The organism is Agarivorans sp. TSD2052 (genome assembly GCF_023238625.1).
Classification (GTDB): Bacteria; Pseudomonadota; Gammaproteobacteria; order Enterobacterales; family Celerinatantimonadaceae; genus Agarivorans.
This window is the reverse complement of the sequence record NZ_CP096670.1, coordinates 925,470-949,891: the sequence shown is the minus strand read 5'-3', so window position 1 is coordinate 949,891 and position 24,422 is coordinate 925,470. Positions and strand designations below refer to the sequence as shown.

The following is a 24,422-nucleotide window of genomic DNA, read 5'->3' as shown; positions in this document are numbered from 1 at the left end:
TAGACCCTAAGGAGGTGCATTTACGTTCAAAATAAACGGTAATAGTTTGGAACTGAAATATAGCCTATCAATCGTTAGCGAAGACACTCGATGTCATTCACTTGCACCTAAAGACAATAGAGAGGCGATATAACTAAAGATAGTCTTTAATATCATTAAGTTAACATGAAAAAACAAATTCTAAGGAAATCTAAATTAAATCTAGAAAATAAAAAAAAAACCCTTATCAGCAGTTATTATTTGACACTCCACCAGCGCGAGAACTACATTTGCGGTTTCCAGTGACCTAATATTGGACTGTAGTCTACAAGGTCGTGACCATCACTTACTCATTAATGAGGATTATTTATGCCAAGAGCAAGCGCACGCCATATTCTGGTAGACACAGAACAACAGTGTCTAGATTTAAAAACACAGATCGAAAATGGCGCAGCCTTTACCGAGATTGCCAAACAGCACTCTAACTGCCCGTCTGGCGCAAGTGGTGGCGAACTAGGTGAGTTTAACAAAGGTGATATGGTGCCAGAATTTGACACGGTGGTATTTAACGAAGCCCTAAACACCGTACATGGCCCGGTAAAAACCCAATTTGGCTACCACTTACTAGAAGTAACTAGCCGTAGCTAAACCTCTACGATGCCAATAGGCGCTGTAAGTTCAGCGCCTATTTATTTACAGCTACGTCCACCCTTGCCGCCATAGCGTGCTGTTTTTAAGCTCTCGCCAATTGATTTCAAAATCTTGCTGATTGTACACCGCCTGAATAACGCAGCGCTGCACTCGCTGATCGTCATCAATCTCTAACTCGATGACTTCAAAATGCTTCATCTTGTTTACTACTTGCCGTTTAGTCCATTTACTACGTAATAACTGTTTAGGGTTTATTTGATTACTCACTGACTTAAGCACCTGTTACCACTACTCATTAACAATAACTACCTAAACCATATCAAAAACGATCACTAGCAAGCTAAATAGCAATGCGATTAGCCTTGCTGCTAAGCTGCCATTTCCTGATATACTTAGGCTAATTACGTTTTAAAATTGAGATCCCATTATGTTAGAAAATATCAATATACCTGAAGGTATCGAGCAAGAGCCTGAGCTGCCCATTCCTAGCATGGAAGAACAAAAGGCCGTGGTTGCAGAGTTAAAACGGCTAGAAGAAGCGGGTGAACTCACCCCAGAAATTTTAGAAGCGTTTATGACCGGCAAACGTAAGCCTCAATAAACAATGCTTAAAGAAGGTAGAGTCTCTAAACACACTCTACCTTGCTGATCGTTTACTAGCGGCGTAATTTTCCAAGCGGCACACTAAAACCTGCAGTAGTGATCCATTGGTCTTTGGTGTACATCACGTCGGCAGTCAGCGCAAAGCCCACATATTTACTGTTAAAGTACTTAGCGAAGCGCACTGGAATACCCAAATAATCAGTGTGGACAGTTTGGTTACCCATTGAATCACCATTATCATAAGATACTTGCTCAGGAAACCTTACTTTCGCTACCCCAGCTTCCAATAAAAATTCATATTTCCCTAGATAAAAGTATTTCCCAACCATAATCCGAAACGTATCTATATCAAGATTTTCGTTATCAGTGTTACTAATCCCCCGCTCTAAATCGTCTCCGGTTCCTGCACCCAAAACGATGGTGTAATCAGAAATGCTGTAGCGAGCATCCAATTTAATATCAACTGCAGGTTTACCGTAAGAAATTCCCGGCTCTAACCAAAAATAGTGCTGTTCGGTTGGGCTTTGTTGCTCTGCCGCTGTTAAAGGCCTTACGACTGCAAATAACAGTAAAGCCCAAAAACTAAATCTATTCATCTCTTTCCTTAGCTGTATAGTTAATCCATTAGTGAATTTTTATAATTAAACTTGCCGGAGAATTAAAACACATTAAAAACAATAAGATAAACACTTAATGATGTATTTATTATTTAGTTGGAAAATACTGAAGAGACTAAAACTAAGGCGTATCGCTTAAGACCTCTGATTACTAATCCGTGCAACGCTTCTGTAAACATCGCTAATTCAAAACACCACCATCAAGCTAACCAGTTGATTTTATGGAAAAACATCATCAACCCGATGTCAGCAGCGGCTTGTGTGTGGCCGAGTCCAATTTATACGTCTGAATGAAGTGCTGAAGGTAGCCACATTTCTATTCAACAAAACAAACGCTTATTTAACTGGCTGTATTATAATGAATATTAGTAAGTTATTGATCTAAGCTGTATTACTTTTATTGAGCAACAAGCGCGATGGGAGTTTGCTAAGAGAGCGCAAGTGCCGACGATTCAATTAAAGCAAGAAGATAAAATGGTGGTTAAACTCCACCACCAAATGGAAATGCATACTCAACGGCGTATCGATGTGTATTTTTCTCTGCCTAAAGAGATGGGCATAGGCCCTAAAACGCTTAAAGAAAACACCTATTTTAACAGCGGCATCACCGGTAAACACAGCTACTTCAGCGCGGGTTTACACCTTCCTTTACTGCAAAGCCGTTTTGCCAGCATGAACAACCTCGCGCTGGAAGAGTACCGCGTAAATCTCAATTTATTTGCTTATCAGTATGTTGTTGCATTAGAGGTTGATGTAAACCTCACCCTCAAAGAGAAAGATCCCGAACAGTTTTACCTACTGGCTGCAGGCTTAGTCGAACAAAGCGCCAGCTTGTTAAAGAAGCTCCGCCGCAATATACCAACTGGCAGTGCCCAGCTTGCTCATTTTGAAAATGCTGACAATTATTTATCTTGGCATACCGAGCAGTTATTAATGCGAATGATGGCGAAGCGGCCACGTTCTAGTGAACTATTAGAGCAGCGAAACAGCATACTAGAGTACGCCAGAAGCGAAACCAACTACCGAGAAACGCGCGGTTATAACTCTGCAGCCACCGTGGCAGACCCTAACCGTATTGCCAATAAAATGCGCTTAATGCGTCGCTTAATTGAATATGGCGTAGTATTTCGCGAAAAAACCTATTCACTGGGCAACAACACTCGTCGCTTGGTGACTGGTTTAGCCACCGCTTTAATCATGATCGTGGTATTAAGCCTAATTATTAAAACCCAAGGTGCCTTAAGCGGTTTAACGGCCCTGATGGTACTGGTGTTAGCGGCTATTTACGGGGTGCGAGAAGTATTTAAAGAAGATTTAAAGAACGCCATGTGGCGGTTCATCAGTAAAGGCAAACCTAAATGGTCGAAAGATTTATATGACAGCGCCAATCAAACACTGATTGCCAAGCAAAAGATTTGGCTCGACTACATCAAAACCAAACATTTACCGGAATCCGTTGCTGATATTTTAGCGCACCGTCATCAACGTAATCGCCAATCAGCTGAATTACTGCACTATCGCGTAGAAAGCCGAGTTTTCGGGCGAAACTTTCGCGCCGGTTATAGCGCCATTCACGAATCAGTTTACTTAAATCTGCGCCCCTTTGCCCGTTATTTAGAAGGCGGTCGAGGGGTAGTGTTTAAAGAAGAGAAAGGCCGGGTATCACGAGAATCCATAGAGCGCCGTTATCAAATAAATTTGATACTTGCGATAGAAGATAATGGCGAAGCCCCTGTTTATCGACGCTACAAAATCACCCTCAATCGCAGTAAAATTACCGACGTAGAATTAGTTTAAGCACGCTGACTATCAACCTCATAAACTCACTAGGAGGCCACAACCTCCTTATTTATAAGGCCTAAGGCGCTAGGCACCCACGGCTAAACAGGCGTTTACCAATTGTGGAATAGCATGCTTTGCTAAGCCAGCAATATTAATGCGCCCTCCTCCCACAATGTAAATGCCGTACTGTTCGCGCAGTTGCTCAGTTTGCGCAAGGCTAAAACCGGTTAAAGAAAACATCCCTTGGTGAGCGGTTAAATAGTCAAAACGGTCACTGTTCGACTGTAAGCGAAACTCTTCAGCCAAAGCTTGACGAAGGCCACGCATTCTCAAACTCATGGCATTTAACTCGTCCTGCCATTGCTGTTTTAGCAAGGGGTCATTTAAAATTTCAGCCACTATCGCCGCCCCCCAATTGGGCGGCATGGTGTAACTTCGCCTTGCCAACTCAAATAGCTTGCCGCGCGCATTGCTAGCATGCTGCAGGGTTTGCCCTATCACGATGGCAATCCCGGTGCGCTCTCGATACAAACCAAAACTTTTCGAGTTAGAGCAAGTAATCAGTAACTCAGGCAAGTTGTCTGCCAGCAAACGTAAACCACCAATATCTTGGTCTATGCCTTCACCAAAGCCTTGGTAAGCCAAATCTACAAAAGGTAAGAAGCCATTGTTCAAAGCTAACTGAGCAATTTGCTGCCAAGCCTCAATAGACATATCAGCACCAGTAGGATTATGACAACAGCCATGCAGTAGCAGCACGTCGTCAGGACCCAGTTTGCTTATTTGCGCTAACATCGCCGCTTCATCAACTTGCTTGGTAAGGGGATCAAAATATGGATAAAACGCCACCTCTAAACCAGCGGCTTGCATGATAGGTTGATGATTTACATAGCTAGGCGTCGATAACCACACCTTGGCATTAGGCTTAGCGCTAGCAATGAGATCGGCGAGCAAACGCAAAGCGCCACTAGCGCCAGGTGTTTGAATACCAATACAACGGCCGTGAGCAGGACTGTCCATTAACAGCAAATCCAGCATTGCTTGGTTATAATCTGTATTACCCGCCAAACCAAGATAAGCTTGAGTAGTTTGGGCGCAAAGCAAACGCTGAGCCGCCACCGACACCGCCTTCATCACCGGAGTATTGCCTTGCTCATTGCGATACACACCAATACCCAAATCGAGCTTATTGGCTCGAGTATCTTGCTGGTAGGCAATACCTAAAGACAAAATAGGATCATCTTTAGCTTTATCAATAGCTTCAAACATGAAGGCTCCTTCTAATCATGAATGCGATCACGATACGCCTAGCTGGCGCCAACAGCAATACCTTGCATCCCCCCAAAGTGGAGCAACAATAGTGTTCAAGAGAGTAAACTCAAAGATGGGAGAAACAGAAGACATAAGCGCATTACCCAAAGCCAGCGTTAAGCTAGTGATAGGCCAGCAGCGAATAAAAAAGCCGATGTAAAATGGCATCGGCTCTGAGCTTAATAGTTTAAAAGGGATCGCTAAAACTTTACTTAGCGCTTTACCACAAAGGTATTCATCGAGTTATTAGCCAAAGAAAGGTCTACGCCCTGTCCGTCTATCACTAAGGTGATTTTATGAATAGCACCTTCGTTTTGTACCACCACCACTAAATCACCGTTTGGATTTTCAAAGCTAACCGCATGCACTTGCTCACTGTTATTCATACTCATCACCCGTTTTGCGCCCACTTCAATATAACGAGAGAAATGGCCAATATAGTAATAAGAGTTATTGTAGATAAGCTCTTTAGTTTGGCGGTTGTACATTAACGGCGCTTCACAGTAGTTAGCCACATGATTTGGCCCCCCTTGCTCGTTAAGCAATAAATTCCAATCAATCCATCCTTCTGAATAATGATTAAAATCACCAATAATATTGCGACCGTAGCGCTCACCATTACCCCAAGCACCTAAGTAACCACTTTTTTCATCGGCATCCACTGAGGTTTCAGTTAATTCAACACAACCTTCGGTGAAAATAATATGTTTGCTAGGGTACAGGTGATGAACCATGGCAAGTTGTTCAAAATCTTCACTTACATACCAATGGTTGCCGACGCCCCAAACATATTTAGCCGCTTCAGGATCAGCTAACACCGTGGAAGCGCGCTCAACCATCACGTCGCGGTTATGGTCCCAAATTAAAACGGCTTTATCTTGGTAACCGGCCTTATGCAAAGTAGGGCCTAAGTGGTTTTTTATAAAATCTCGTTCATCTTCTGCGGTGTAATGACACGAGTCCCAAATTTGATCGGCTTCAGGCTCATTTTGAATACTCACCCCCCAAATAGGCACACCGCGCAGTTCCATTTGCTCAATAAATTTTACGTAGTAGTTCGCCCAAGACTGTTGATACTCGGCCAATAATTTACCGCCGTAATTCATTTCGCCATTCGACTTCATAAATGCAGGAGGGCTCCAAGGAGACGCCAGCATAGTAATGCTTTGACCCGCTTTCTCAGCCGCCAGTTTAACCATTGGAATAACCCATTTTTCTTCATGAGATAAATCAAAGGTCTTTAACTCACTGTCTCCTTCATCTACATAGGTATAATTTCCTAGCGCAAAATCACACGAATGAATCGCCACTCGCCCCAGCACATAACCCAAACCTTGCCGCTTATCAAAGTAGGCCTCAATAAATTCATCTTGTAACTGTTTCGGCATTTGGTAAAAAGTAGATGCTGCGGCCTCAGTAAAAGCACCGCCAAAACCGATATGAGTTTGAAATTTTTCTGTTGAATTAACCACAATCATTGGCTGCTTAGTGGGATAAGAGGGTTTAAATTCAACATCTTTTTTCACGGCCCAGCGCTCACCGGTTCTCTCAAGAGTTCTATAATGCGTTGCTTTCATAAGGTTAAGTCTCCAACAAATTTTTCTTAAGCCCAGATTACCATGAAAGCGCTTACCAAATAAGCTCTGAGAAAAACAATGAAATACAAGCCAAAAAAACCAAAAATCAGCATATTACGCTAAATTAAAAAACACCTTATTTTAGTACAAACCACAAACTGAGTATTAACAACAACATTTACAATATAATTAATCAATTAAAATCAACAGCTTATATTTTATCGCTTTATAACCCCTTTCCGATAAATAGAATAGCAATGAGAATAACCAACGAAACTTTACTTTGCACTAAGCCACTTAGCGACATTAAAAACCAAACCCAAGAAAAACCAAAAAGAAAGCGCTTTCTTTATTTATGTGAGCTACATCAAAGCGTTTTCTCCCCATATCAGCGTAACAGTTGCACTTTTAGCCTATGCTGACTGAGGGCGAGCGAATATGGCGATAAAAATATAAACCTTGAAAGGTTTTAATCCGTATAAATGGCCTGATATCTATATTAACTAGATGAATAAAACCTAAGGAAGCAGCATGGTAGAGCAGTACACCCCCCCCAATGTTTGGACAATGGATAGTGAAAGCGGCGGTAAATGGGCGAGTATTAATCGCCCCGATTCAGGCGCGAGGCATCAGCAGGCCTTGGCTGTAGGTTTACACCCCTTGCAGCTTTACTCAATGGGCACCCCAAATGGCCAAAAGGTCACCATTATGCTCGAAGAGTTACTCGCCGTTGGGGTAAAAGAAGCGGAGTACGACGCTCACCTCATTAACATCGGTGACGCAGACCAGTTTTCATCGGGTTTTGTCGACATTAACCCTAACTCAAAAATCCCAGCCTTGCAGGATCGCTCCACTGAAACGCCAATCTCTATTTTTGAATCTGGCTCAATTTTGTTTTATTTAGCAGAGAAATTTGGCCACTTTCTGCCAAAAGATTTTGCTGCTCGTACCGAAGTAATGAATTGGCTATTTTGGTTGCAAGGCTCTGCGCCCTATCTTGGCGGTGGTTTCGGGCACTTTTATAGCTATGCCCCTGAAAAATTTGAATACCCCATCAATCGCTTTTCCATGGAAACCAAACGTCAGCTAGATGTACTAGATAAACAACTAGCAAACCACCCGTTTATCGCTGGCAGCGAATACAGCATCGCTGATATCGCCATATGGCCTTGGTATGGCAATTTAGTGCTCGGCTCACTTTATGACGCAGCAGATTTTTTGGATGTAAAAAGCTACCCCAACCTGATGCGCTGGGCAACCCAGCTAGCAGAGCGCCAAGCGGTGAAACGCGGCCAAATAGTCAATAGAACCTGGGGAGAAGAATGGGAGCAAGTTGCCGAACGCCACAGCGCGAGCGACATTGACCAAGCCTTAGCCAAGCAGCCTAGCTAACCGAGGCCTAGCGCTATTGGCTAATTACCCGCCAATAGCGCTGAGCCCAAATCTTAATTAACTCCGCGGCGTCGCTTAATCGTCGCCCTAAGCGCTGTTCACCCTCTTTCGGCCCCACTGAAAACGACCTAGCCCTTCCTCAAAGGTGCAATGGGCGGCAAAGGTTTATCGGTCTCGTTCATTGATACCGCTTACTTCACCACAAAATGGAACAATAGTTCCCATCAGTCCTACTTACTGCTGGTTAATGACCATGAGAATATCTCGCTCAGAAACGAATAACACCAAGGCCCACGGTTTTGTTCTCCAGATTACGTGAATCGCACCTAATCAATCAGATGACATAAACACGGCAGCCTATTTACAAAAATTAAGCTAACAACTAAATAACCAATAGTGCTTTCGCCGAGCACCCCTGAGGAACCTAAAATGAGAATATTGTTTAACCTGTATGCACTCACCTTAGCCTGCATCGCTATTTTCTGCGCTGTACTAATGACAGAACCAGGACAAGTTATCGGAGTACCAAGAGATTGGTTACTGAACTACTTCCACTATATGCCGTTATTTTGGGCCTTGCAGATCCTCGCTCTGGCTATTTTGTGGCTAGCCAATATACGTGGCAAATACTGGAAGCCCATTTGGATGGTGTTGGCCTCAATAGGAGTGGGTGTTACTTTTTGGGCGCAATCTTATGCCATGCCAACAGCCTTCCCCACCGAGCAATTTAGCGCTCAGTATTACTCGGTAGATGATGCTGATATGTTTATACCTGAAGAGGATTCACGGGTTTATGTTGTCGAACTCGATGGTGAAGCCCTTATTTTCCCTCGCTACCACCTACAAGTTCCTCATGTTGCCGGTTTTGAACAAAATGGCACCCAGTATGCGGTCACTTATTGTGGTTTATCTAACTTAGCCATGGTGGTAGAAACTGACTATGGGCTGGGTGAATCTAACTTACAGGTCTTAGGCCAAGCCCATAACAACCTCATCTTTAAAGATGTGAATAATGGTACAGCAATTCAACAAATTACCATGCAGTCTGAATTTACTGACCACACAACCACAGTACACCCCAACACACAGATGGAGTGGGAAACAGCTAAAGCAAACTACCCAAATGCCAAAGTATTCATATATGGTATGGATCGTATGATTGATGAGATATTACTGGGTTTGTTTGAGCAACCGCTTAAAGACCAGCGTAACATTGATAACCCAGACTTTATCTTCGATACACTGAACCTTGAGGATACCCGCCTTAATCCCAAACTAGAGGTTTTCGGCTACAGCAATGGCACTCATCAAATCGCTATATCACCAGACTTTGCTCACGCTAACGACGGCTATACCTTTCACTTAAACGGCGAACAATTACAAATATCTAGCGACGGTGAAATAGTTCAACTGTTGAATGCAGAAGGCGAGCAAGTCGCCACCCACAACGGTGTACACTATGGTATCTGGAGTCAGTTTTTCCCCAATACTAAAGTGCTAGGGTAAGTTTTTAAACGCCCCACTTCGCATGAAAATCAGCTATACCAATAGCTGATTTTTTGGGTTAAGCAACCTGTATTATGACCACATCTCGACAGAACTACGCTAGCCAAGTAACTATACTTAAGACTATATTTCAATCTAAACAAACATGACATGTCGACGTGTTTATTGTTTATCAGCCAAAGCACCCGCCCGTGGCTTAGATAACTTAATATACACAATCAATGACAAAAGAATGACTCCACCGCCAATCAGCTTTTGTAGCTCAAGCTGCTCCCCAAGAATAGCGATGCTTAGTAGCAGCGTCCAAATCGGTTCCAAAATCATGATCAACGAGGCGGTTTCCATTTTTATCGCCGATTGACCGATAGTTTGTAGTAAATAGCGAATAGCCGTGGCGGCAACAATAGACACCACAAACCAAGCCAATACCTGATGGCTCAACGCCAGCGGTTCTGTGGAGCTGAAAAATGCGCTGATTGCGCCAACTACACCCACCACAAATAACTGTAAACAAATAGATGTTAAAGGCTTAATACGAGTGATCAGCTTTTTATTGAGTACAAAATGCAAAGAAAGCAGCATAGCGGCAAGCAAAAAGTACCACTGGCTCTGCTCTATCTGCCAACCATTAGTTAGGGTCAGTAGCATCATGCCGATAACAGCAAGGGGTAAGGCCCTCCAAAAAGCACGATTGGGGGTTTTCTTAAATAACAGCCAAGCGGTAAAAGGAGCAAAAATCATCGCTAAACTCATGATAAAGGCCCCTTCAGATAAGCTGCTAGACACAGCGACCGCGGCTATCCATACCTGCATTGAGACAGCCAACATTAGCCCCACCCCGCAAATATAAGCAAACTCTTTAACCTTTAGTCGCCGCAACTGCTGATAACAAAATGGCAGTAAAATAGCACTCGCCAGTAAGAATCGAGAAGCAATGAAAACATCCCCCGGCATGCCTGAAATAACCCGTTTAGAGGCTATCCAACCAAGCGCTGCCAGCAAGGTGGCCAAGGTTAATAATAACTCGCCGCGCATCGTTAATCGTTTCATTAGGGTTTCTTATTGCTGAGTGAGTAGCTAATTTACTGAGAGCCAAAACGGCTAAAGCCCACAGCAACTTTTAGAAGAAAAAGCAGCGTGGGCATATACTAGCACTTAGTGATAAAGCAGGGTGCTGATACCGAGAGGCTACACCTAGCTAGCGCTATACTCAGGGTAATCGGTTAAGCCTTGCTCTGCACCACCAAACAATGTTTCAGGCTTATGCGACGCCAATGGATAACCATTTTTTATTCGATTGGGGAGATCAGGATTAGCCACAAATGGACGACCAAAGCCAACCATGTCGGTTACGCCAGCCTCAATAGCTTGCGCCCCTTTTTCTCCGTTGTAACGTCCGGCGTAAATTAACACCCCTTGGTAGGCTTCACGTACAGCCGGTTTAAATGATTGTGGGGTTTCAGGCGCGTCGTCCCAATCTACTTCAGCAATATGAATATATACCACCTTGTGACGATTAAGCAGCGCTGCAGCGGCAACATAGGTGTCTTCAGGTGTTGCGTCTACCGTACCGTTTAACGATGTGAACGGTGCAAGGCGAACTCCTACGCGCTCTGCGCCAATCGCATCGACCATGGCAGCGACGACTTCACTAAGAAAGCGCAGGCGGTTTTCAATAGAGCCACCGTATTCATCACTGCGCAGGTTTGCTTCAGAGTCAATAAACTGGTTAATTAAGTAACCATTTGCCGCGTGTAACTCGATGCCGTCAAACCCCGCTTCTATGGCATTTAATGCCGCTTGGCGATACTCTGCAACGACCTGCTGAATATCGGTTTTCGTCATTTCTCGTGGCTCAACCACATCAACAAAGCCAGGTTCATCGCTACCGTTATCAATGAATACTTTAACGTTTTGTGCCGTTAACGCCGAAGATGAAATAGGCTGCTCACCACCAATATTGTCAGGATGAGTCACTCGGCCTACATGCCACAACTGAGCGAAGATAGCGCCGCCTTTTGCGTGCACTGCATCGGTCACGGCTTTCCAACCGGCGATTTGCTCTGCTGAGTAAATACCTGGTGTCCAAGCGTAACCTTGCCCCATTGCAGAAATTTGCGTGCCCTCTGCCACAATCAGCCCAGCTGAAGCACGTTGTGCATAATACTCAGCCATCATTTGGTTGGCTACATTGCCTGGTTGGCTAGCACGCGAACGTGTCATTGGAGGCATCACAATGCGGTTTTTTAGCGATAAATTACCAAGTTGTATAGGTTGAAATAATGCGTTTGTCATTGGGAAATCCTCTTTACTGGCTAACTGGAGTCTGTTCAAGTTGAATCAGTTCTATCTGGTAATTATCAGGGTCGGTAATAAAGGCAATGTGAGTTTCCCCCCCTTTTACTGGGCCTGGCTCACGAGTGACGACACCTCCACGCGCTTTAATCTGATCGCAAGCTGCATAAATATCTTCTACACCCAGTGCTAGGTGGCCAAAGGCATTCCCCATATCGTACTGCCTAGTATCCCAGTTATAGGTCAACTCAACGGTAGTTCCACCAGCTTCATAACCAACAAATACCAAGGTGTAACGGTATTCACTATTCTCACTGCGTTGCAGCTCTTGCATACCCAGAACGTTAGTATAAAACTCGATAGATTTATCTAAGTCGGTAACACGTAACATGGTGTGTAAAAATTTCATCATTTGCCCTTTTAAATGGCTTCGCGAAGCGTAAACCATCAAGCTGTTAAACGCCGCTTGATGGTCGCTAATTCTCAATGCAGAAAATTTACAGCAATCTGCAGCCAATATGAAATTATCAAACTTTATTATATTAATAACGCTGAGTTATAACCCTCAATGTAAACTATCAAACCTAAAGGCATTGCACGGGTATATAGACTCGCGCCAAGACTGGCATTGTCATTCAGCCGTGTTTTGTTGCTTTCTATCGAGTTTGCTAAACTCGCAGGCTTTATCCTAAGGGGGACTCTGCTTGAAACCTATAATCATCTCTGGTGGTCCAGGTGCGGGTAAAACCAGCATCATTGGTGAGCTTAAAAATCAAGGCTATCGGGTGTTTAACGAAAGCTCGCGCACCCTGATAGAGCAACAATCCGCGATTAAGGGGGGTGTATTACCATGGACTGACTTAGCGGCATTTGCGCACTTATGTATTGAGTTGATGCAGCAACAAAAAGAGCAGGCCTTAAGGGGCTCGATGCCGGCATTTTTGGACCGCGCTGCGCCAGACATATGCGCCTATCTTAAGCTTGGCAAACAAGCAATAGACCCCATCTTTGAAAACGCCTGTGCTGGCTATTTCCCGACAGTATTTTTGTGCCGCCCTAATAAAACCATCTACCAGCAAGATGAGATACGCCCGCATAGTTTTGCCGAAGCCAAGCAGATCCATCAATTGTTGATTGAGACTTATCAGCAGCATTCGTATCACATTGTTGATGTGCCATGGGGCAGCATTGAGCAAAGGGCTCAGTTTATTCTAGCGGCTCTGCCTTCCAACTAAGCGCCCAGCCATTGCAGACTGGGCTTAATACCATTAGGAAGTTTAAGATTATTAAACGGGCTCTGGCAAAGTGCCACTCTTGCTAGCAACCAACAGCATATAAACACTGGTAGTGACAAAAATGGCTGCCAAATACATCGGCAGCGCCTGACTGGACTGCGTGCCTAAACCGGCAAATAAAGGCCCAATAATCGAGCCTAAGCTATAACTAAGTAACATCAGCTCTGTAATCGCCACAATACTCGTTGCACTTGCCTTGTAACAAGCCTGACAGATAGCAATCGGATATAGTGCAAACGCCGCAGCTCCTAGTGCAAACAAACACAGCGATAAACCTAAGACACTCTTCACCAACACAATCCCTATGGCTGCTAACAACCCTAAGGCGCTAATCAGCGCTTGCAACAAGGTTTTGTTAAAGCGAGCCGACAAATAACTACAAATGGGCTGAACTAACATTCCCCCTAAGATCAAAATGGCCATTAAGCTACCAATATTGTTGCGCCATAGCGCATCACTATTTAAATAAGCGGGCATCAATCCGTATATAGGCCCCAAGAGATTAAGCCCGATACCAAACACCCCATCACCGCCGGTTTACTCAAAGTCGCAATGGTTTTCAACGACAGCGCTTGGTGTTGAGTATGCTGTGGCGCACTGTTTTGGCTTAACAGGGGAGCCACTATGGCCAAGCCCAATAAAGCAATAATGCATAAAAATGGCAAGCCACCACCGGTTCCCAAATATTCTATTAACAATTGTCCCAAGGCATTGCCCGCATATAAGGTAACCATATAAAAGCCCAAACGTGACGCGCGTTGTTTATCGCAATCAACAAACAATAACCACGACTCAACAACCACAAATATGCCTGCAGTGGCCGCGCCTGCAACGGCCCTAAGCACCAACCAACTCAGCGAATTTGGCAGCAATAGCATAAACACTACGCTGACTAAAAGGCTTAGCAAAAACACCACAAAAGCCACTCTATGACCTAGCGCCGATATTATGGCTTGTGCCTTAAAAGCCCCAAATAATAACCCCGTGTAATAAACACTGGCTAGCCAAGGGCCTAAATGAACAGGTAGTGAATAATGACCTAAGGCTAAAGGTAACAGGCTCATTAAGTAGCCGCTGGCAATGGCAAAAAACGCTAAGCCCATTAAGGGAGCAAATAGCTTGTTTGACGTGCTGTTTACAACTGTGTTTGGCATGATTCAGTTAGCAATAATAGGGCCATAAAACATGGCGGGGTTAAAAATCCGCGCGATAGTGGCAGCAATCTAGCCCTAGGTAAAACAAAGCGTATTTGTCGTGACGATTACGATAATTTGATCAACTTAAAAACAAGCAAAAACCAACCATAAACCATTAATTTAAAAAGACTTAATGAATAAACCCTTCACTTGAATAATTATTTTATTGTTTGACCAACGCCCGCTTATGTAGCAGATTTGACGTGTAGGAGAAACGTCAATTTTACGCTTAGCCTCCTGCTTTAAAGACCTGTAATATTTATAGACACATAGGTTAACGTGTATGAAATACTCTAAGTTCGATGACAGTGATGAATGGGATGATGAAGACAAAGTCCATCGTGTTAAACAACATAACAAAGAGAAGAATGCCGCTCGCACTCGCAGAAGAATTGACGAATACAACGAACGAAAAAAACTAGAAAATGACTTGTTCGATTACGTTAGCTAATCAAGCTGAAAAGCCAAAGACAAGCGCTAATCGATGATATGCAGGCTATTCGCCGTAACATTTTCAGCGAATCGACCATAAATATAACTAAAGCCTATTAAGGCTTTAGTTATTATTTGCCAACGGCCGGCCAACAACCGTTTACGTTTCTACCTTTAGTGGCCATTTTCAATCTACAGACAACACATCACCATCAAGCTGACAAACAACATCCTCGACGCTAGGCTTTCCATCCAGCGTACACTGAAGTGATTTGAAGCTAGCATGCAGTTTTTATGCATCACCCCAAAAGCCTACGAGCCCCTCAGCGTAATCGATAAAAGCTGCCTGCCGGATATGTTTAAAACAATCTAAGGTCTCGAATTTTCAGTTTCTCGTAAAGTCAGCACTTCAAAGCCATTCGCTGTCACCAAAACTGTATGTTCAGACTGAGCAGACAATTTTTTGTCTTTTGTAATGACAGTCCAGCCATCTTTTTTGGTTTTCACTTTAGCTTTGCCCTGGTTCACCATCGGTTCAATGGTAAAAATCATCCCCTCTGCGAGTTTTAGCCCGGTATTTGAAGAGCCATAATGCAGCACTTGTGGATCTTCATGCATTTCTCGGCCAATACCATGCCCACAATATTCTCTTACAATGCTGTAGCCATAACTCTCCGCACACTGTTGAATGGCATGGCCAATATCACCAAGCCTTGAGCCGGGTTTAACTTGCTTAATGCCCGCCCACATTGCTTGGTAGGTGACGTCTACTAATTTTTTAGCGTCAAGGGAGGCCTCCGGCATCACATACATTTTGCTAGAGTCTGTTATAAACCCATCCTTCTCTAAAGTAATATCTAAATTAATAATATCGCGACTTTTCAGCAATTGATTGGCGCTAGGCACACCATGACATACCACTTCATTAATAGAGGAATTTAAGACAAACTGATAACCGTATTGCCCCTTACTGGCAGGTCTGCTATTTAGGTCATTAATAATAAAGTCTTCAACTCTATTATTAATATCCATGGTTGATATTCCTGGCTTTACATAGGTATCCAACATACCGAATACTTGCGCCAATAACGTGCCTGAATGACGCATCAATTCAATGTCAGTGGCTGACTTTATCTTCACGGCTCTATTCATTGATAGTGGCTTCCACCACGGAAGCTTTAGCCAACGAAACATCGGCAGATTTCATCAGTTCAGCAACAATTTGGCTGAAAGAACGTTGCGGATGTAGCTCTGCCAGCATCCCCATTTTTATCCAGAATTCTGCTTGTGAATTGATAGAGCGAGACATTACAGAACTGGCTTTTCTTACTTCTTCATGTAGCTCTTCAGAAATTTTCACGATACCCATAGATATACAAACCATATATAAAACGTATACAAATGGTATTATCAGCTCGCTATCGAGTCAAGCACTAAGCAAGAGCCTTGCGGCTTATCTACCACTACTTGTCTTTGCCTAGCAGGGTATATGCCGTTAGTTACAATAGCCTCAGCCCTTTTCATTCCAAATACCCTCATAGCCAGTTATATTACCGTCATGATTAACACGCTTAAGGAATACCAATGAGTAATAATTCAGCCAATAAGCAATCCAACCAGCAAGATACTTTAATGCTTTATCATTTTGTCGGCTGCCCTTTTTGCAGTATTGCTACGGCAGCGATCAATAGGCTTGGGCTAAATGTTGAATTAAGAGACACCATGAAAAACCCACAATATAGAGACGAACTGGTCAAGCAATTAGGCCGTGGCACCGTACCGGTATTGCGTATCATCGCCCAAGATGGAAGCGAAACCTGGATGCCAGAATCAAGAGACATTGAAAGGTACCTAGAGCAAACCTATGGCTGAGGGGTCGATAGAGCAATAAAAGCAACATGGTTAGCCAAGAAACAACCATTAGAAGAAGGCCTCGTTGAACCTCAACCCCCTGTCAGTAAATGTAGCCTTCACGATGTCATCAACGCCGCCGATGCACTGACTAGCAAAGAGAAAGAGCACCGACTTTACCAGCATACACTAGCGCAATATCAGCAACTTGCATCGGTGATAAAAAAGCTATAAAAGAGTAACGATATCGAGTGTGACAGTTGTGGTATTTAAATACTAGAACGCTTAGCGCTGGTCCCTACCGCACAACTCTGCGTTAGTTGCCAAAATGACATTGAAACAAAAAGATAACTGCAGTTCTTGTCTTCCCCCTTAGATTGACCAGTTACCATTACAAGGAGGGTATTCGACTTCGGTCTCTTTCCCTCGCTCGTAATTTCTAGTACGTCGAACCATTAATTATATGGTTTAGTCTCTCCTAGCGACGCCAAATCATCTGCAAATGCTATCGCTTTGTGCCCTCACAGAACCGTTGCCTTATTATCATTACAGAATATTGGGTATTCATTATGTTGCTGTTTTTACGTAAGCCTTGATCCCTAGATCATTCCACCTCCTAATTTAGCTCTAACACAGTGAATATTTCCACAGACCCACGACAACCATAAAACAAAGCTTGAGTTATTTAGAGGCTGGAAAACAACAGAGCCTTCAAACTCAATTTATTTTTAATAAAATCAACATAGAGCAATAAATCAAGATAAAACATGCATTTATTAAAATACACATTCAACGTACAATCTTTTTTGACGCTCAAAATACTCGATTAATCATGGAATAAGATAATGCCGTTATTGGATGACGTAGCTAAATTAAAAGCTGAGCTAGCCTTAATCAAATCACAACAAGGCACTTATCAAAGTCACTTAGACAATCAACTCGCGTCTTTTAGCCGCCAACTTGATCACCTTGCTCAGCAAATTCAATCTCAGCCTGACAGTGAGCAGCAATCGTTAGCAACAACAGTCGCCTCAGCTGAAAATGCGTCATCCAACAGCGAGCCGTCAATTGGTCATGTGGCTAAATCGACCGAACCAGTCCAACAACAAACGAGTCATTCCCCCAACGGACAATTTGAGAATACGGACCCTTCACCGCACCCTTTACAAGCTTTGCCTGCGAATCAGCAAACCAGCAAGCCCAGTGCACTAAATTCGCTGATGGCTCAACTTGGTGATTCTATAGCTGAGCTTAGCGCTATGGTATTTGGCCCTATCTCAGGATTAACACAGCAAGCCAAAGGCTTTTATCAACATTACCGTAGCAAAAGCTTAGGTGCCGTATTTTTAATGACTGTTGCTGGCATTATTGCCCTAACTCTGGGTTTTGGTTATTTACTGCAGTTCTCGATTAACAATTGGTTTTCAGCGCTAGGTAAAGCTTTGCTCGGATTAGGCGCCGCCAATACGATTATCGCGGGGGGCGTATTCATCAACAATAGACGCCCAGGCATGGAAGATTTTGGCTCTGGCTTGGTAGGCCTTGGCTTAATTCTCAACTATTTATGTTTATACTTCCTTGGCCCCTATTTTAATATTTTGCCAGCAAGCATCAGCTTTGCTTTGTTATTGGCCAACACTATTTTTGGTTATCAGTTATCGCTAAAACTTGATACTAAAGTTGTTGCTGTAGTGGCGCTATTAGGTGGCTCGCTAGCACCATTAATGCTGCTAGACGACAGCCATAATGCGTTTTTGTATTTGCCTTATTTGCTCATAGTAGGCCTATGCTCCTTAGTACAAAGCCATAAATTAGCTTGGCCAGTATTGATAGAAGTAACCGCCATACTGCACATTGCCTGCGTAGGAATAGTGAGTCAGTTCATCCCCTTGCCTTTTGGTAGCCTTAACTGGCAAAGCATAGTTGCGCTCATTACCATTATTGGCATGTTCTACCTCTATAGTATTGCCAGCTTATTATTGTTACTTAAGTCGTCACTCACACCTCGCTTGTTAGCCGTGCCGATTAGCCTATTAGCTTTCACTCTTTACACCTTAAGTGAGTTCAGTATTTATGCTGGCGAGCTATTTGTCGTCAATGCTTTAATCTGTATTGGCCTGTATAAATTAATAAAAAGAGATAAACAGATTTCAGCGCTGGCACTGGCTTTTGCTGGCAGCTTTGCTGGGTTTGGCGGGTTGTATTTGCTCACCCCTGACTTACTTGGCTTAGTATTACTGTTAGAGGGACTGTTGCTATTATGGGTCGGCTGTAAGGAGCAATTCAGCGCGATTCGAGCAGAAGCGTATGTGCTGCTTGCAGTAGGTATAATTAGTAGCTTAGTGCATACCGTTAACACCCTAACATCACATCAATATACCGCTTTGTCGACGTGGCAAGATCAGGCCACTCTTTGTTTATTACTAATGCTAAGCTGTGCAATAAGCTATCTCGCCAAGAAGCTATTAAGCCAATATAAGCGTTATCTAATCGCTGCTGAAAGACACTGCGTATATATCGTACATGAGTTACTCAGCGTACTTTACTCGGCCACCTTATTATTAGTGGCATATTTTATTAGCAACCAATACTTCTTGCTCATCTTGCCTCTTATCGGTCTATTGCTGCTGCACCTTAGCGCACAAAATTCGCTCCGTATTTCTGAAGTCTTGGCTTGGCTGTTGCAACTCCCGCTGCTGGGCTTAGTGATATTTGGTGTAATAGATGCAGCTAGCACTAGCTTTTCAGACCAAGCACTTAATGCCAAGCTGGCTAGAGTAGAACTGTTTATTTCCTTGCTTCTGGTTTACTACTGGTACAAAAAACACTATGCCAGCTCGCCGCTCATAAAGCTTGCCTATGTTTATCAAATCATTTGCTATGCAGCATTACCCCTGCTATTCCTACCAAAAGTTATGCGCAGCTTCCCAGATTATTTGGCCATCGCCTTATGGCTTAGCACTTCTATAAGTTTAATATTGGCTTACTTTATAAATAACAAAAACCTACGCTACGAAGCGCAGTTATTAAGCATATTGGCCATATTGGTTACGGCAGTAATGTGTTTAGGGAAACAATGGCAAGGGTTGGTGGCGTTAGCGCTAGGCATAGTTTTAATTGGCTTTATTATGCTGCGCTACACGCAACTATCCACTAAATGGCAGCAAGTGGTTAAATTACAATGGCATTTAAGTCCCTATTATTTTGCATTGGTATTGATTGTGGCTAGCCAAACTATTAGTAACTTATTGCTACCTAATTGGAGCCTTAGTGCAGTCTTGATTTGTGGCTATTTTTACTTAATTACTGAGCGTTCCAACCGACTAGGAAAAGCATTATCTAAGGCTTTAAAACCTAGCTATACTGTGGCCTACTTAGCGATGTTCGTCGCAGCATTAATCCCCTTTATTATCCACCTAGCTGCGCAACTCAACCCAAGCTTACATGCCAACAAACTATTGCTAAGCATTGCCGAACTCACCCTGTTGGCCTTACTCGCTCGTTATTTGTTAGCCCCTCGTTTAGGTATTAATACTCATGAAAGAATGCTTCCGCGCAAGGGTTTGAAATGGGCTTGGCACCTACTACTCTCTGCTAGCTACTTACTATGCAGCTACCAACTAGATCCCAGTATTTCAGCACCGCTCACAGCCATATTATTGATCAGCCATGCAAGTGTATTAATGTTTATTAGCTTGCGTCCACAGCAGGCAGATATGGTGCGCTTGGCGGCTATTATCTTTGCTACAGCATGCGTAAAGGTGATGTTTGTTGATATAGCGGCCTTTGAATTAATACAAAAAATTGTAGCGTTTATGGTAATAGGTATCATTTTATTAAGCGTTTCTTACTTCTACCAAAAAGCCAAGAATAGGATTAATTCTGCTGAGTCGGCACTGGCTCAATAAACGGTGTCGTCGTTCAGTGATGAAAGAACAGGGTGTTTCGCCTTCCCTAGATGTCAATGTAGCAAATACAGAAAAGGCGGTGCATTGCTGCTCCGCCTTTGTCGCGCTTAAACCACCAAGCGCGTTTTTCGCTACACATCTATCATGCAGATGCGGGTACTTCTTCCAAGGCTGGCGCCTCTTCGGTTTGCTCGGTCACGGTTAACGCGTCTTGAATAACGCTTGATTGCCCCGTGAGTAAATCTTCCAAGCTACCATTGTGTTTATCGACTAAACCCACTTCTCTTAGCATGGCATCTACCAAAGGTGCATTAGCACGGTAACCTAAGGCTGCTTGAGTCACTTGCTCTGCCAACCCTTGATTGCCGCCCGATTCACCATTTTGCGCACCGCCACTTGCAGCGCCATAACCTTGCAAGATTTTGATACCTTCAATGTTTTCTAAAGGCTTAACTGCGTTAGCCACGAGCTCTGGCAGTATTTTTAGAATCGCTAAGGATTTTTGTAGCTCTATCTGTTCGTCACGCAGGGTGTTTTCTGCGTCATACATCGCTTGTTTACCCGCCGCTTCTACTGCATACACCTTCTCATCGGCTTCGGCGCGCAGTTTTTTGGCGTCAGCTTCAGCCTTCGCTTCAATCAAAATGGCGGTCGATTTATCTTGTGCTACTTTCTTCTCGGCTTCAGCTTGTACAGTAATGCCTACTGCATCACGCTCCGCTTCTTTAAGCGCGTCAATCACTTCAATTTCTTTACGACGATTAGCTTCGGCGACTTGGCGTGCTGTTGTTACCGCTTCACTCTTCTGTACCATCAGTTTTTCAGCTTCGGCGGCGTTTGCTTGAGCGGCAGATTCTTCTTCAGATTTCTTAGCAATAGCAATTTGCTTGTCTTGCTCTGCCACTTCTAAGTCACGTTGGCGCTGAATGCTGGCTTGCTCTAAGGTTTTACTTTTTTCAATTTCGCGGGTTTCAATATCTCGTGATTTTTCAATCTCGGCCGCTTCTAGTGCGCGCTCTTTGGCAATTTCTGCTTCGCGCTCTTCCTGTTGTTTCTGTTCGCGGTTTTTAGCAATTTCGGCTTTTTGCTCAGCACGTTTAAACGCCAGTACTTGCTCTTGGGTTAGCTTGGCTTCTTCTTCTTGTTTGTTTACTTCCAGCGATTGTTTTTCAGCTTCTAGATTACGCTGCTCAATCTTAATCCGGTTTTCTTGCTGAATATCGTTGGTTTCTTTGCGTTTTTCTTCAATGATTTTAGTTAACCTAGCGCGACCTTCGGCGTCAAAGGCGTTGTTTTCATTAAAAAACTGCAAGTCTGTTTGGTCAAAACCGGTTAAAGAAACTGATTCAAGCTCCAAGCCGTTTTTCTCTAAATCGTTCATCACGTTTTGCTGCACTTTTTGTACAAAGTCAGAACGCTGCTCGTGCATTTCAGTCATCGACATTTCTGCCGCTACCGAGCGCAACACATCAACAAACTTAGACTCCATCAGCTTTTTCAACTCTTCCACGCGCATGGTACGCGTACCCAAAGTTTGCGCCGCCATAGAGATCCCTTCGCTATTAGGGGCCACTCTTAAGTAAAAGTCGGCCTTAACATCAACCCGCATTCTATCTTTGGTAATTAAGGCATCTTTCTGGGTTTTCTCTACTTCGATGCGCAGCGTATTCATGTTCACAGGAATAGTTTCATGCACCACTGGCAGCACGATAGCACCCCCATCTTTAACCACTTTTTCGCCACCTAAACCGGTACGAACAAACGCCGTTTCTTTAGTGGCGCGGGTGTACAACTTAGCCAAAATCAAACCAATAGTGAAAAAGGCAATCAGCCCTACACCAACCCAAATTAAATAAAACATGATGTTATTACTACTTCCTAAAAAATCCACAATCTATCCTTTATGATCGTTTAATAATTCGCTGAGTTTGCTAGCGGTCCAGTACTTACGGTGCCGCTCTAGCAGTACAATTTCAGTTCCCATTGGGAAGCTGTCATTGCTAGCGAGTGGCTGCACCATTAAATAGTGTTTTTGGCCATGTTGGTCGGTGCACACGGCTTCGGCGGGGCTACCAACTGTTGCGGTGCCCACCGTGACTCTGGCTTGTAAGCCCTTAAAGCCATGCTTAGAAACAGCGCTAGATTGGCTCTTAGGGAAAACCTTAGCGATAGCTCGACCTAAAAAGCGCGCGTTAAGCAGGGCAAATACCACAGCCCCAAGGTGAGTCACAGAAGAAGGGAGTAACCACTCTCCATTAGACAGACTGACATAATTGAGGGTGAGTCCAGCAAGGCCAAAGCTGCTTAAAAATAGAATGATCCACACCAATAAGGGTAATTGATGCAAGTATAACCAGCCTAAAACCCCCGATAGAGTCCCTCCGCTAACATCGGCGTCTACATCCACATCGATATCAATGGGAAGAATATCATCCAGAGTATTTAACAAGCTTAAACCCACTAACGAGCCCAATATCTCGACTAAAGCTAGCCCTAGTACAAAAACCAAAGCCAAGGTAAAGCTGCTATTTATATCTGCCAGTAAAAATTGGTACATTCAGCATCCTTTCTGCCGTAAAACAGCCTGAAGGCATGCCAAGCCAGTGCTTGATATGGCCTACAAGCTCACAAATATCCGTTACTTATTTATGCTTATATCTAATGCTCTGTGTTCCACAATGCCTTCGAACGATAGGCATAGCGAAATGGTGGAACCAACGTAAGCGGACAAAGCAATAAAATAAGCACCGACCCCAGCAGTTTGAGCGAGAAACCGCCATCGCCAGCCAAATAAGACACTTGGCCAATCAGCGCAAAAAACAAAATGAACGCCAGCAATATTGCCTGCAGCCAAAACAACACCTTCCACAGCACCAAATTCGCCACGACTTTTTGGTAGGCATAGCCGTAATAAGGGACCAGTAGTACCCCGGTAATTAGCGTGGACACCGCAATGGCAATAATCGGTTTGCCTTCATACAAACCTAACATCACGTTGGCGATTGTTGCTACAACCCCAAGCCAAAAGAAGACCTTCCATTTAAGCAAAGCGCTTACCTCTAAACCACATTTAAGCTGCGGCTATTCTACACCTTAATAGCCGTGTGTTATGACTGTTAATGCGACGTGACAGCGCCTGTCACTGTGTCGAAGAGTGCCAATACAGCCCGATTACAAGGTCAATACATTAGCATTAATTATCATCAAAAACAGCCCATTAGCAGGAAAGCTGATAATTGCATCAAAAAAATAACGATGGCGATAAGCGATACAACAAAAGAACAAACAACGACGGACTGAAATGGCTAGATAGAGCGTTAGAATAATGCGTTAAGATTATTTACATAATCATCAATTAATGTAGAGTATTGGTAATTCATGTCTAAATAAGCGCCACATTAATATAGGTTAGCCGATGTCTTTACCAAGCAAATGAGTGAAATCACATTAGCATCCAAAATTGCCGTTCTTTTGTTTATATCCGGGAGCTTGGGTATTTTTGTTTGGATTGGAGTCGTTCTTTACTTAAAGAAAAAGTGGTTACTCTTTTTAGCAGATGTACTTGATGATGGAGTTAGATTTTACTCGTTAAACTTTTTCTTTTCTGGACAAGGGGTTCTACAATACGCCACTGTTTTCTTAAGCTCTTTTCACGCCAAACGCTACCGAATGTTAGAAAAAAGAAAAAAGGTACCCCAAGATATTCAAAAAGCTTTTATATATGCTTTTTGCTGGTTCATGCTGAGCGTAGCTTTAATGGTAGCGAGTTACGTAATAATGAATGTGCATGATATATCGAGCTAATTCGTATTTAAGTAACCAACAATCTAAAGGTTCGCCTGATATACAGCTAATTCTACTATTGCCACTGGCTATAGGCAGTCACCACCATCACTTTTAGCAACATCAACGCTGATAATTTGGATAGAGCCTGAATCGGCGAGTCGTGGATCCTGCAATCACGGTGTTTCAATCCATCAGGGTTTTACTTTACATATTCGGTTTGGCTATTTGGTACTTAAGCTGA

25 protein-coding genes are annotated in these 24,422 nt (G+C 43.5%); 11 read left to right on the top strand and 14 right to left on the bottom strand.

The window, feature by feature from the left end; genetic code table 11:
• The first annotated feature begins 348 nt into the window (after window positions 1–348).
• Window positions 349–627 carry a peptidylprolyl isomerase gene (locus M0C34_RS04350; RefSeq protein WP_248714433.1) on the top strand — a complete coding sequence of 93 codons (279 nt, stop codon included), beginning with the start codon at window positions 349–351 and terminating at the stop codon, window positions 625–627.
• Between the two features lie 51 nt (window positions 628–678).
• On the opposite strand, the gene M0C34_RS04345 is transcribed toward M0C34_RS04350, so the two are convergent.
• Window positions 679–897 (bottom strand): TIGR02450 family Trp-rich protein, encoded by a 219-nt coding sequence (locus M0C34_RS04345; RefSeq protein ID WP_248714432.1) that lies wholly within the window; start codon window positions 895–897, stop codon window positions 679–681.
• A 160-nt stretch (window positions 898–1,057) separates the two neighbouring features.
• Here M0C34_RS04345 and M0C34_RS04340 point away from each other — a divergent pair, with 160 nt between their 5' ends.
• Window positions 1,058–1,231: a restriction endonuclease subunit S domain-containing protein gene (locus tag M0C34_RS04340; RefSeq protein ID WP_248714431.1), complete on the top strand. Its 174-nt coding sequence runs from the start codon at window positions 1,058–1,060 to the stop codon at window positions 1,229–1,231.
• A 55-nt stretch (window positions 1,232–1,286) separates the two neighbouring features.
• On the opposite strand, the gene M0C34_RS04335 is transcribed toward M0C34_RS04340, so the two are convergent.
• Window positions 1,287–1,829 carry a hypothetical protein gene (locus M0C34_RS04335; protein WP_248714430.1) on the bottom strand — a complete coding sequence of 181 codons (543 nt, stop codon included), beginning with the start codon at window positions 1,827–1,829 and terminating at the stop codon, window positions 1,287–1,289.
• A 462-nt stretch (window positions 1,830–2,291) separates the two neighbouring features.
• Here M0C34_RS04335 and M0C34_RS04330 point away from each other — a divergent pair, with 462 nt between their 5' ends.
• Window positions 2,292–3,647: a hypothetical protein gene (locus M0C34_RS04330; RefSeq protein WP_248714429.1), complete on the top strand. Its 1,356-nt coding sequence runs from the start codon at window positions 2,292–2,294 to the stop codon at window positions 3,645–3,647.
• A gap of 69 nt (window positions 3,648–3,716) precedes the next feature.
• Here M0C34_RS04330 and M0C34_RS04325 read toward each other — a convergent pair whose 3' ends face one another.
• Window positions 3,717–4,901, bottom strand: a complete 1,185-nt coding sequence (locus M0C34_RS04325) for an amino acid aminotransferase (protein WP_248714428.1) — start codon at window positions 4,899–4,901, stop codon at window positions 3,717–3,719.
• A 254-nt stretch (window positions 4,902–5,155) separates the two neighbouring features.
• A complete protein-coding gene (locus tag M0C34_RS04320) occupies window positions 5,156–6,520 on the bottom strand; it encodes a glycoside hydrolase family 30 protein (RefSeq protein WP_248714427.1) in 1,365 nt (454 codons plus the stop codon).
• A gap of 531 nt (window positions 6,521–7,051) precedes the next feature.
• Here M0C34_RS04320 and yghU point away from each other — a divergent pair.
• Together yghU and M0C34_RS04310 are read left to right on the top strand one after the other, a co-directional pair.
• Window positions 7,052–7,912, top strand: a complete 861-nt coding sequence (yghU, locus tag M0C34_RS04315) for a glutathione-dependent disulfide-bond oxidoreductase (RefSeq protein ID WP_248714426.1) — start codon at window positions 7,052–7,054, stop codon at window positions 7,910–7,912.
• A 429-nt stretch (window positions 7,913–8,341) separates the two neighbouring features.
• The gene (locus tag M0C34_RS04310) at window positions 8,342–9,418 is read left to right on the top strand and encodes a DUF3179 domain-containing (seleno)protein (protein WP_248714425.1); all 1,077 of its coding nucleotides are present in this window, start codon (window positions 8,342–8,344) and stop codon (window positions 9,416–9,418) included.
• 162 nt (window positions 9,419–9,580) lie between these two features.
• Here the strand turns inward: M0C34_RS04310 and M0C34_RS04305 are convergent, their stop codons facing one another.
• The 3 genes from M0C34_RS04305 to gloA form a co-directional block, all read right to left on the bottom strand.
• Window positions 9,581–10,468 carry a DMT family transporter gene (locus M0C34_RS04305; protein WP_248714424.1) on the bottom strand — a complete coding sequence of 296 codons (888 nt, stop codon included), beginning with the start codon at window positions 10,466–10,468 and terminating at the stop codon, window positions 9,581–9,583.
• A 144-nt stretch (window positions 10,469–10,612) separates the two neighbouring features.
• The gene (locus M0C34_RS04300) at window positions 10,613–11,713 is read right to left on the bottom strand and encodes an alkene reductase (protein ID WP_248714423.1); all 1,101 of its coding nucleotides are present in this window, start codon (window positions 11,711–11,713) and stop codon (window positions 10,613–10,615) included.
• Between the two features lie 13 nt (window positions 11,714–11,726).
• A complete protein-coding gene (gloA, locus tag M0C34_RS04295) occupies window positions 11,727–12,122 on the bottom strand; it encodes a lactoylglutathione lyase (protein WP_248715592.1) in 396 nt (131 codons plus the stop codon).
• Window positions 12,123–12,417: 295 nt separating this feature from the next.
• On the opposite strand from gloA, the gene M0C34_RS04290 reads away from it, so the two are divergent.
• Window positions 12,418–12,948 (top strand): AAA family ATPase, encoded by a 531-nt coding sequence (locus tag M0C34_RS04290; RefSeq protein ID WP_248714422.1) that lies wholly within the window; start codon window positions 12,418–12,420, stop codon window positions 12,946–12,948.
• A gap of 51 nt (window positions 12,949–12,999) precedes the next feature.
• On the opposite strand, the gene M0C34_RS21290 is transcribed toward M0C34_RS04290, so the two are convergent.
• Together M0C34_RS21290 and M0C34_RS21285 are read right to left on the bottom strand one after the other, a co-directional pair.
• The gene (locus M0C34_RS21290) at window positions 13,000–13,485 is read right to left on the bottom strand and encodes an MFS transporter (protein ID WP_371923116.1); all 486 of its coding nucleotides are present in this window, start codon (window positions 13,483–13,485) and stop codon (window positions 13,000–13,002) included.
• Window positions 13,485–14,162, bottom strand: coding sequence for an MFS transporter (locus M0C34_RS21285; protein ID WP_371923115.1), 678 nt, complete (start codon window positions 14,160–14,162; stop codon window positions 13,485–13,487). The genes M0C34_RS21290 and M0C34_RS21285 overlap by 1 nt, the downstream gene beginning before the upstream one ends.
• A 325-nt stretch (window positions 14,163–14,487) precedes the next feature.
• On the opposite strand from M0C34_RS21285, the gene M0C34_RS04280 reads away from it, so the two are divergent.
• Window positions 14,488–14,655: a PA3496 family putative envelope integrity protein gene (locus tag M0C34_RS04280; protein WP_248714421.1), complete on the top strand. Its 168-nt coding sequence runs from the start codon at window positions 14,488–14,490 to the stop codon at window positions 14,653–14,655.
• A 350-nt stretch (window positions 14,656–15,005) separates the two neighbouring features.
• Here M0C34_RS04280 and map read toward each other — a convergent pair whose 3' ends face one another.
• Window positions 15,006–15,788, bottom strand: coding sequence for a type I methionyl aminopeptidase (map, locus tag M0C34_RS04275; protein WP_248714420.1), 783 nt, complete (start codon window positions 15,786–15,788; stop codon window positions 15,006–15,008).
• Window positions 15,781–16,005, bottom strand: a complete 225-nt coding sequence (locus M0C34_RS04270) for a ParD-like family protein (RefSeq protein ID WP_248714419.1) — start codon at window positions 16,003–16,005, stop codon at window positions 15,781–15,783. Before M0C34_RS04270 ends, map begins: the two co-directional genes overlap by 8 nt.
• A 215-nt stretch (window positions 16,006–16,220) precedes the next feature.
• On the opposite strand from M0C34_RS04270, the gene M0C34_RS04265 reads away from it, so the two are divergent.
• The 3 genes from M0C34_RS04265 to M0C34_RS04260 all read left to right on the top strand — a co-directional run bounded on the left by M0C34_RS04265 (window position 16,221) and on the right by M0C34_RS04260 (window position 20,395).
• Window positions 16,221–16,508, top strand: a complete 288-nt coding sequence (locus tag M0C34_RS04265) for a glutathione S-transferase N-terminal domain-containing protein (RefSeq protein ID WP_248714418.1) — start codon at window positions 16,221–16,223, stop codon at window positions 16,506–16,508.
• Window positions 16,509–16,760: 252 nt separating this feature from the next.
• The gene (locus M0C34_RS21280; protein ID WP_371923127.1) at window positions 16,761–16,838 is read left to right on the top strand and encodes a TraR/DksA C4-type zinc finger protein; all 78 of its coding nucleotides are present in this window, start codon (window positions 16,761–16,763) and stop codon (window positions 16,836–16,838) included.
• 494 nt (window positions 16,839–17,332) lie between these two features.
• On the top strand, window positions 17,333–20,395 hold the full coding sequence (locus M0C34_RS04260; RefSeq protein ID WP_248714417.1) for a DUF2339 domain-containing protein: 3,063 nt from the start codon (window positions 17,333–17,335) through the stop codon (window positions 20,393–20,395).
• A gap of 142 nt (window positions 20,396–20,537) precedes the next feature.
• Here the strand turns inward: M0C34_RS04260 and M0C34_RS04255 are convergent, their stop codons facing one another.
• From M0C34_RS04255 to M0C34_RS04245, 3 genes are all read right to left on the bottom strand, one after another.
• Window positions 20,538–22,256, bottom strand: coding sequence for a flotillin family protein (locus M0C34_RS04255; protein WP_248715591.1), 1,719 nt, complete (start codon window positions 22,254–22,256; stop codon window positions 20,538–20,540).
• Window positions 22,257–22,289: 33 nt separating this feature from the next.
• Window positions 22,290–22,952, bottom strand: a complete 663-nt coding sequence (locus tag M0C34_RS04250; protein WP_248714416.1) for an OB-fold-containig protein — start codon at window positions 22,950–22,952, stop codon at window positions 22,290–22,292.
• 101 nt (window positions 22,953–23,053) lie between these two features.
• A complete protein-coding gene (locus tag M0C34_RS04245) occupies window positions 23,054–23,443 on the bottom strand; it encodes a hypothetical protein (RefSeq protein ID WP_248714415.1) in 390 nt (129 codons plus the stop codon).
• Between the two features lie 384 nt (window positions 23,444–23,827).
• Here M0C34_RS04245 and M0C34_RS04240 point away from each other — a divergent pair, with 384 nt between their 5' ends.
• Window positions 23,828–24,199: a hypothetical protein gene (locus M0C34_RS04240; protein WP_248714414.1), complete on the top strand. Its 372-nt coding sequence runs from the start codon at window positions 23,828–23,830 to the stop codon at window positions 24,197–24,199.
• Window positions 24,200–24,422: the final 223 nt, after the last annotated feature.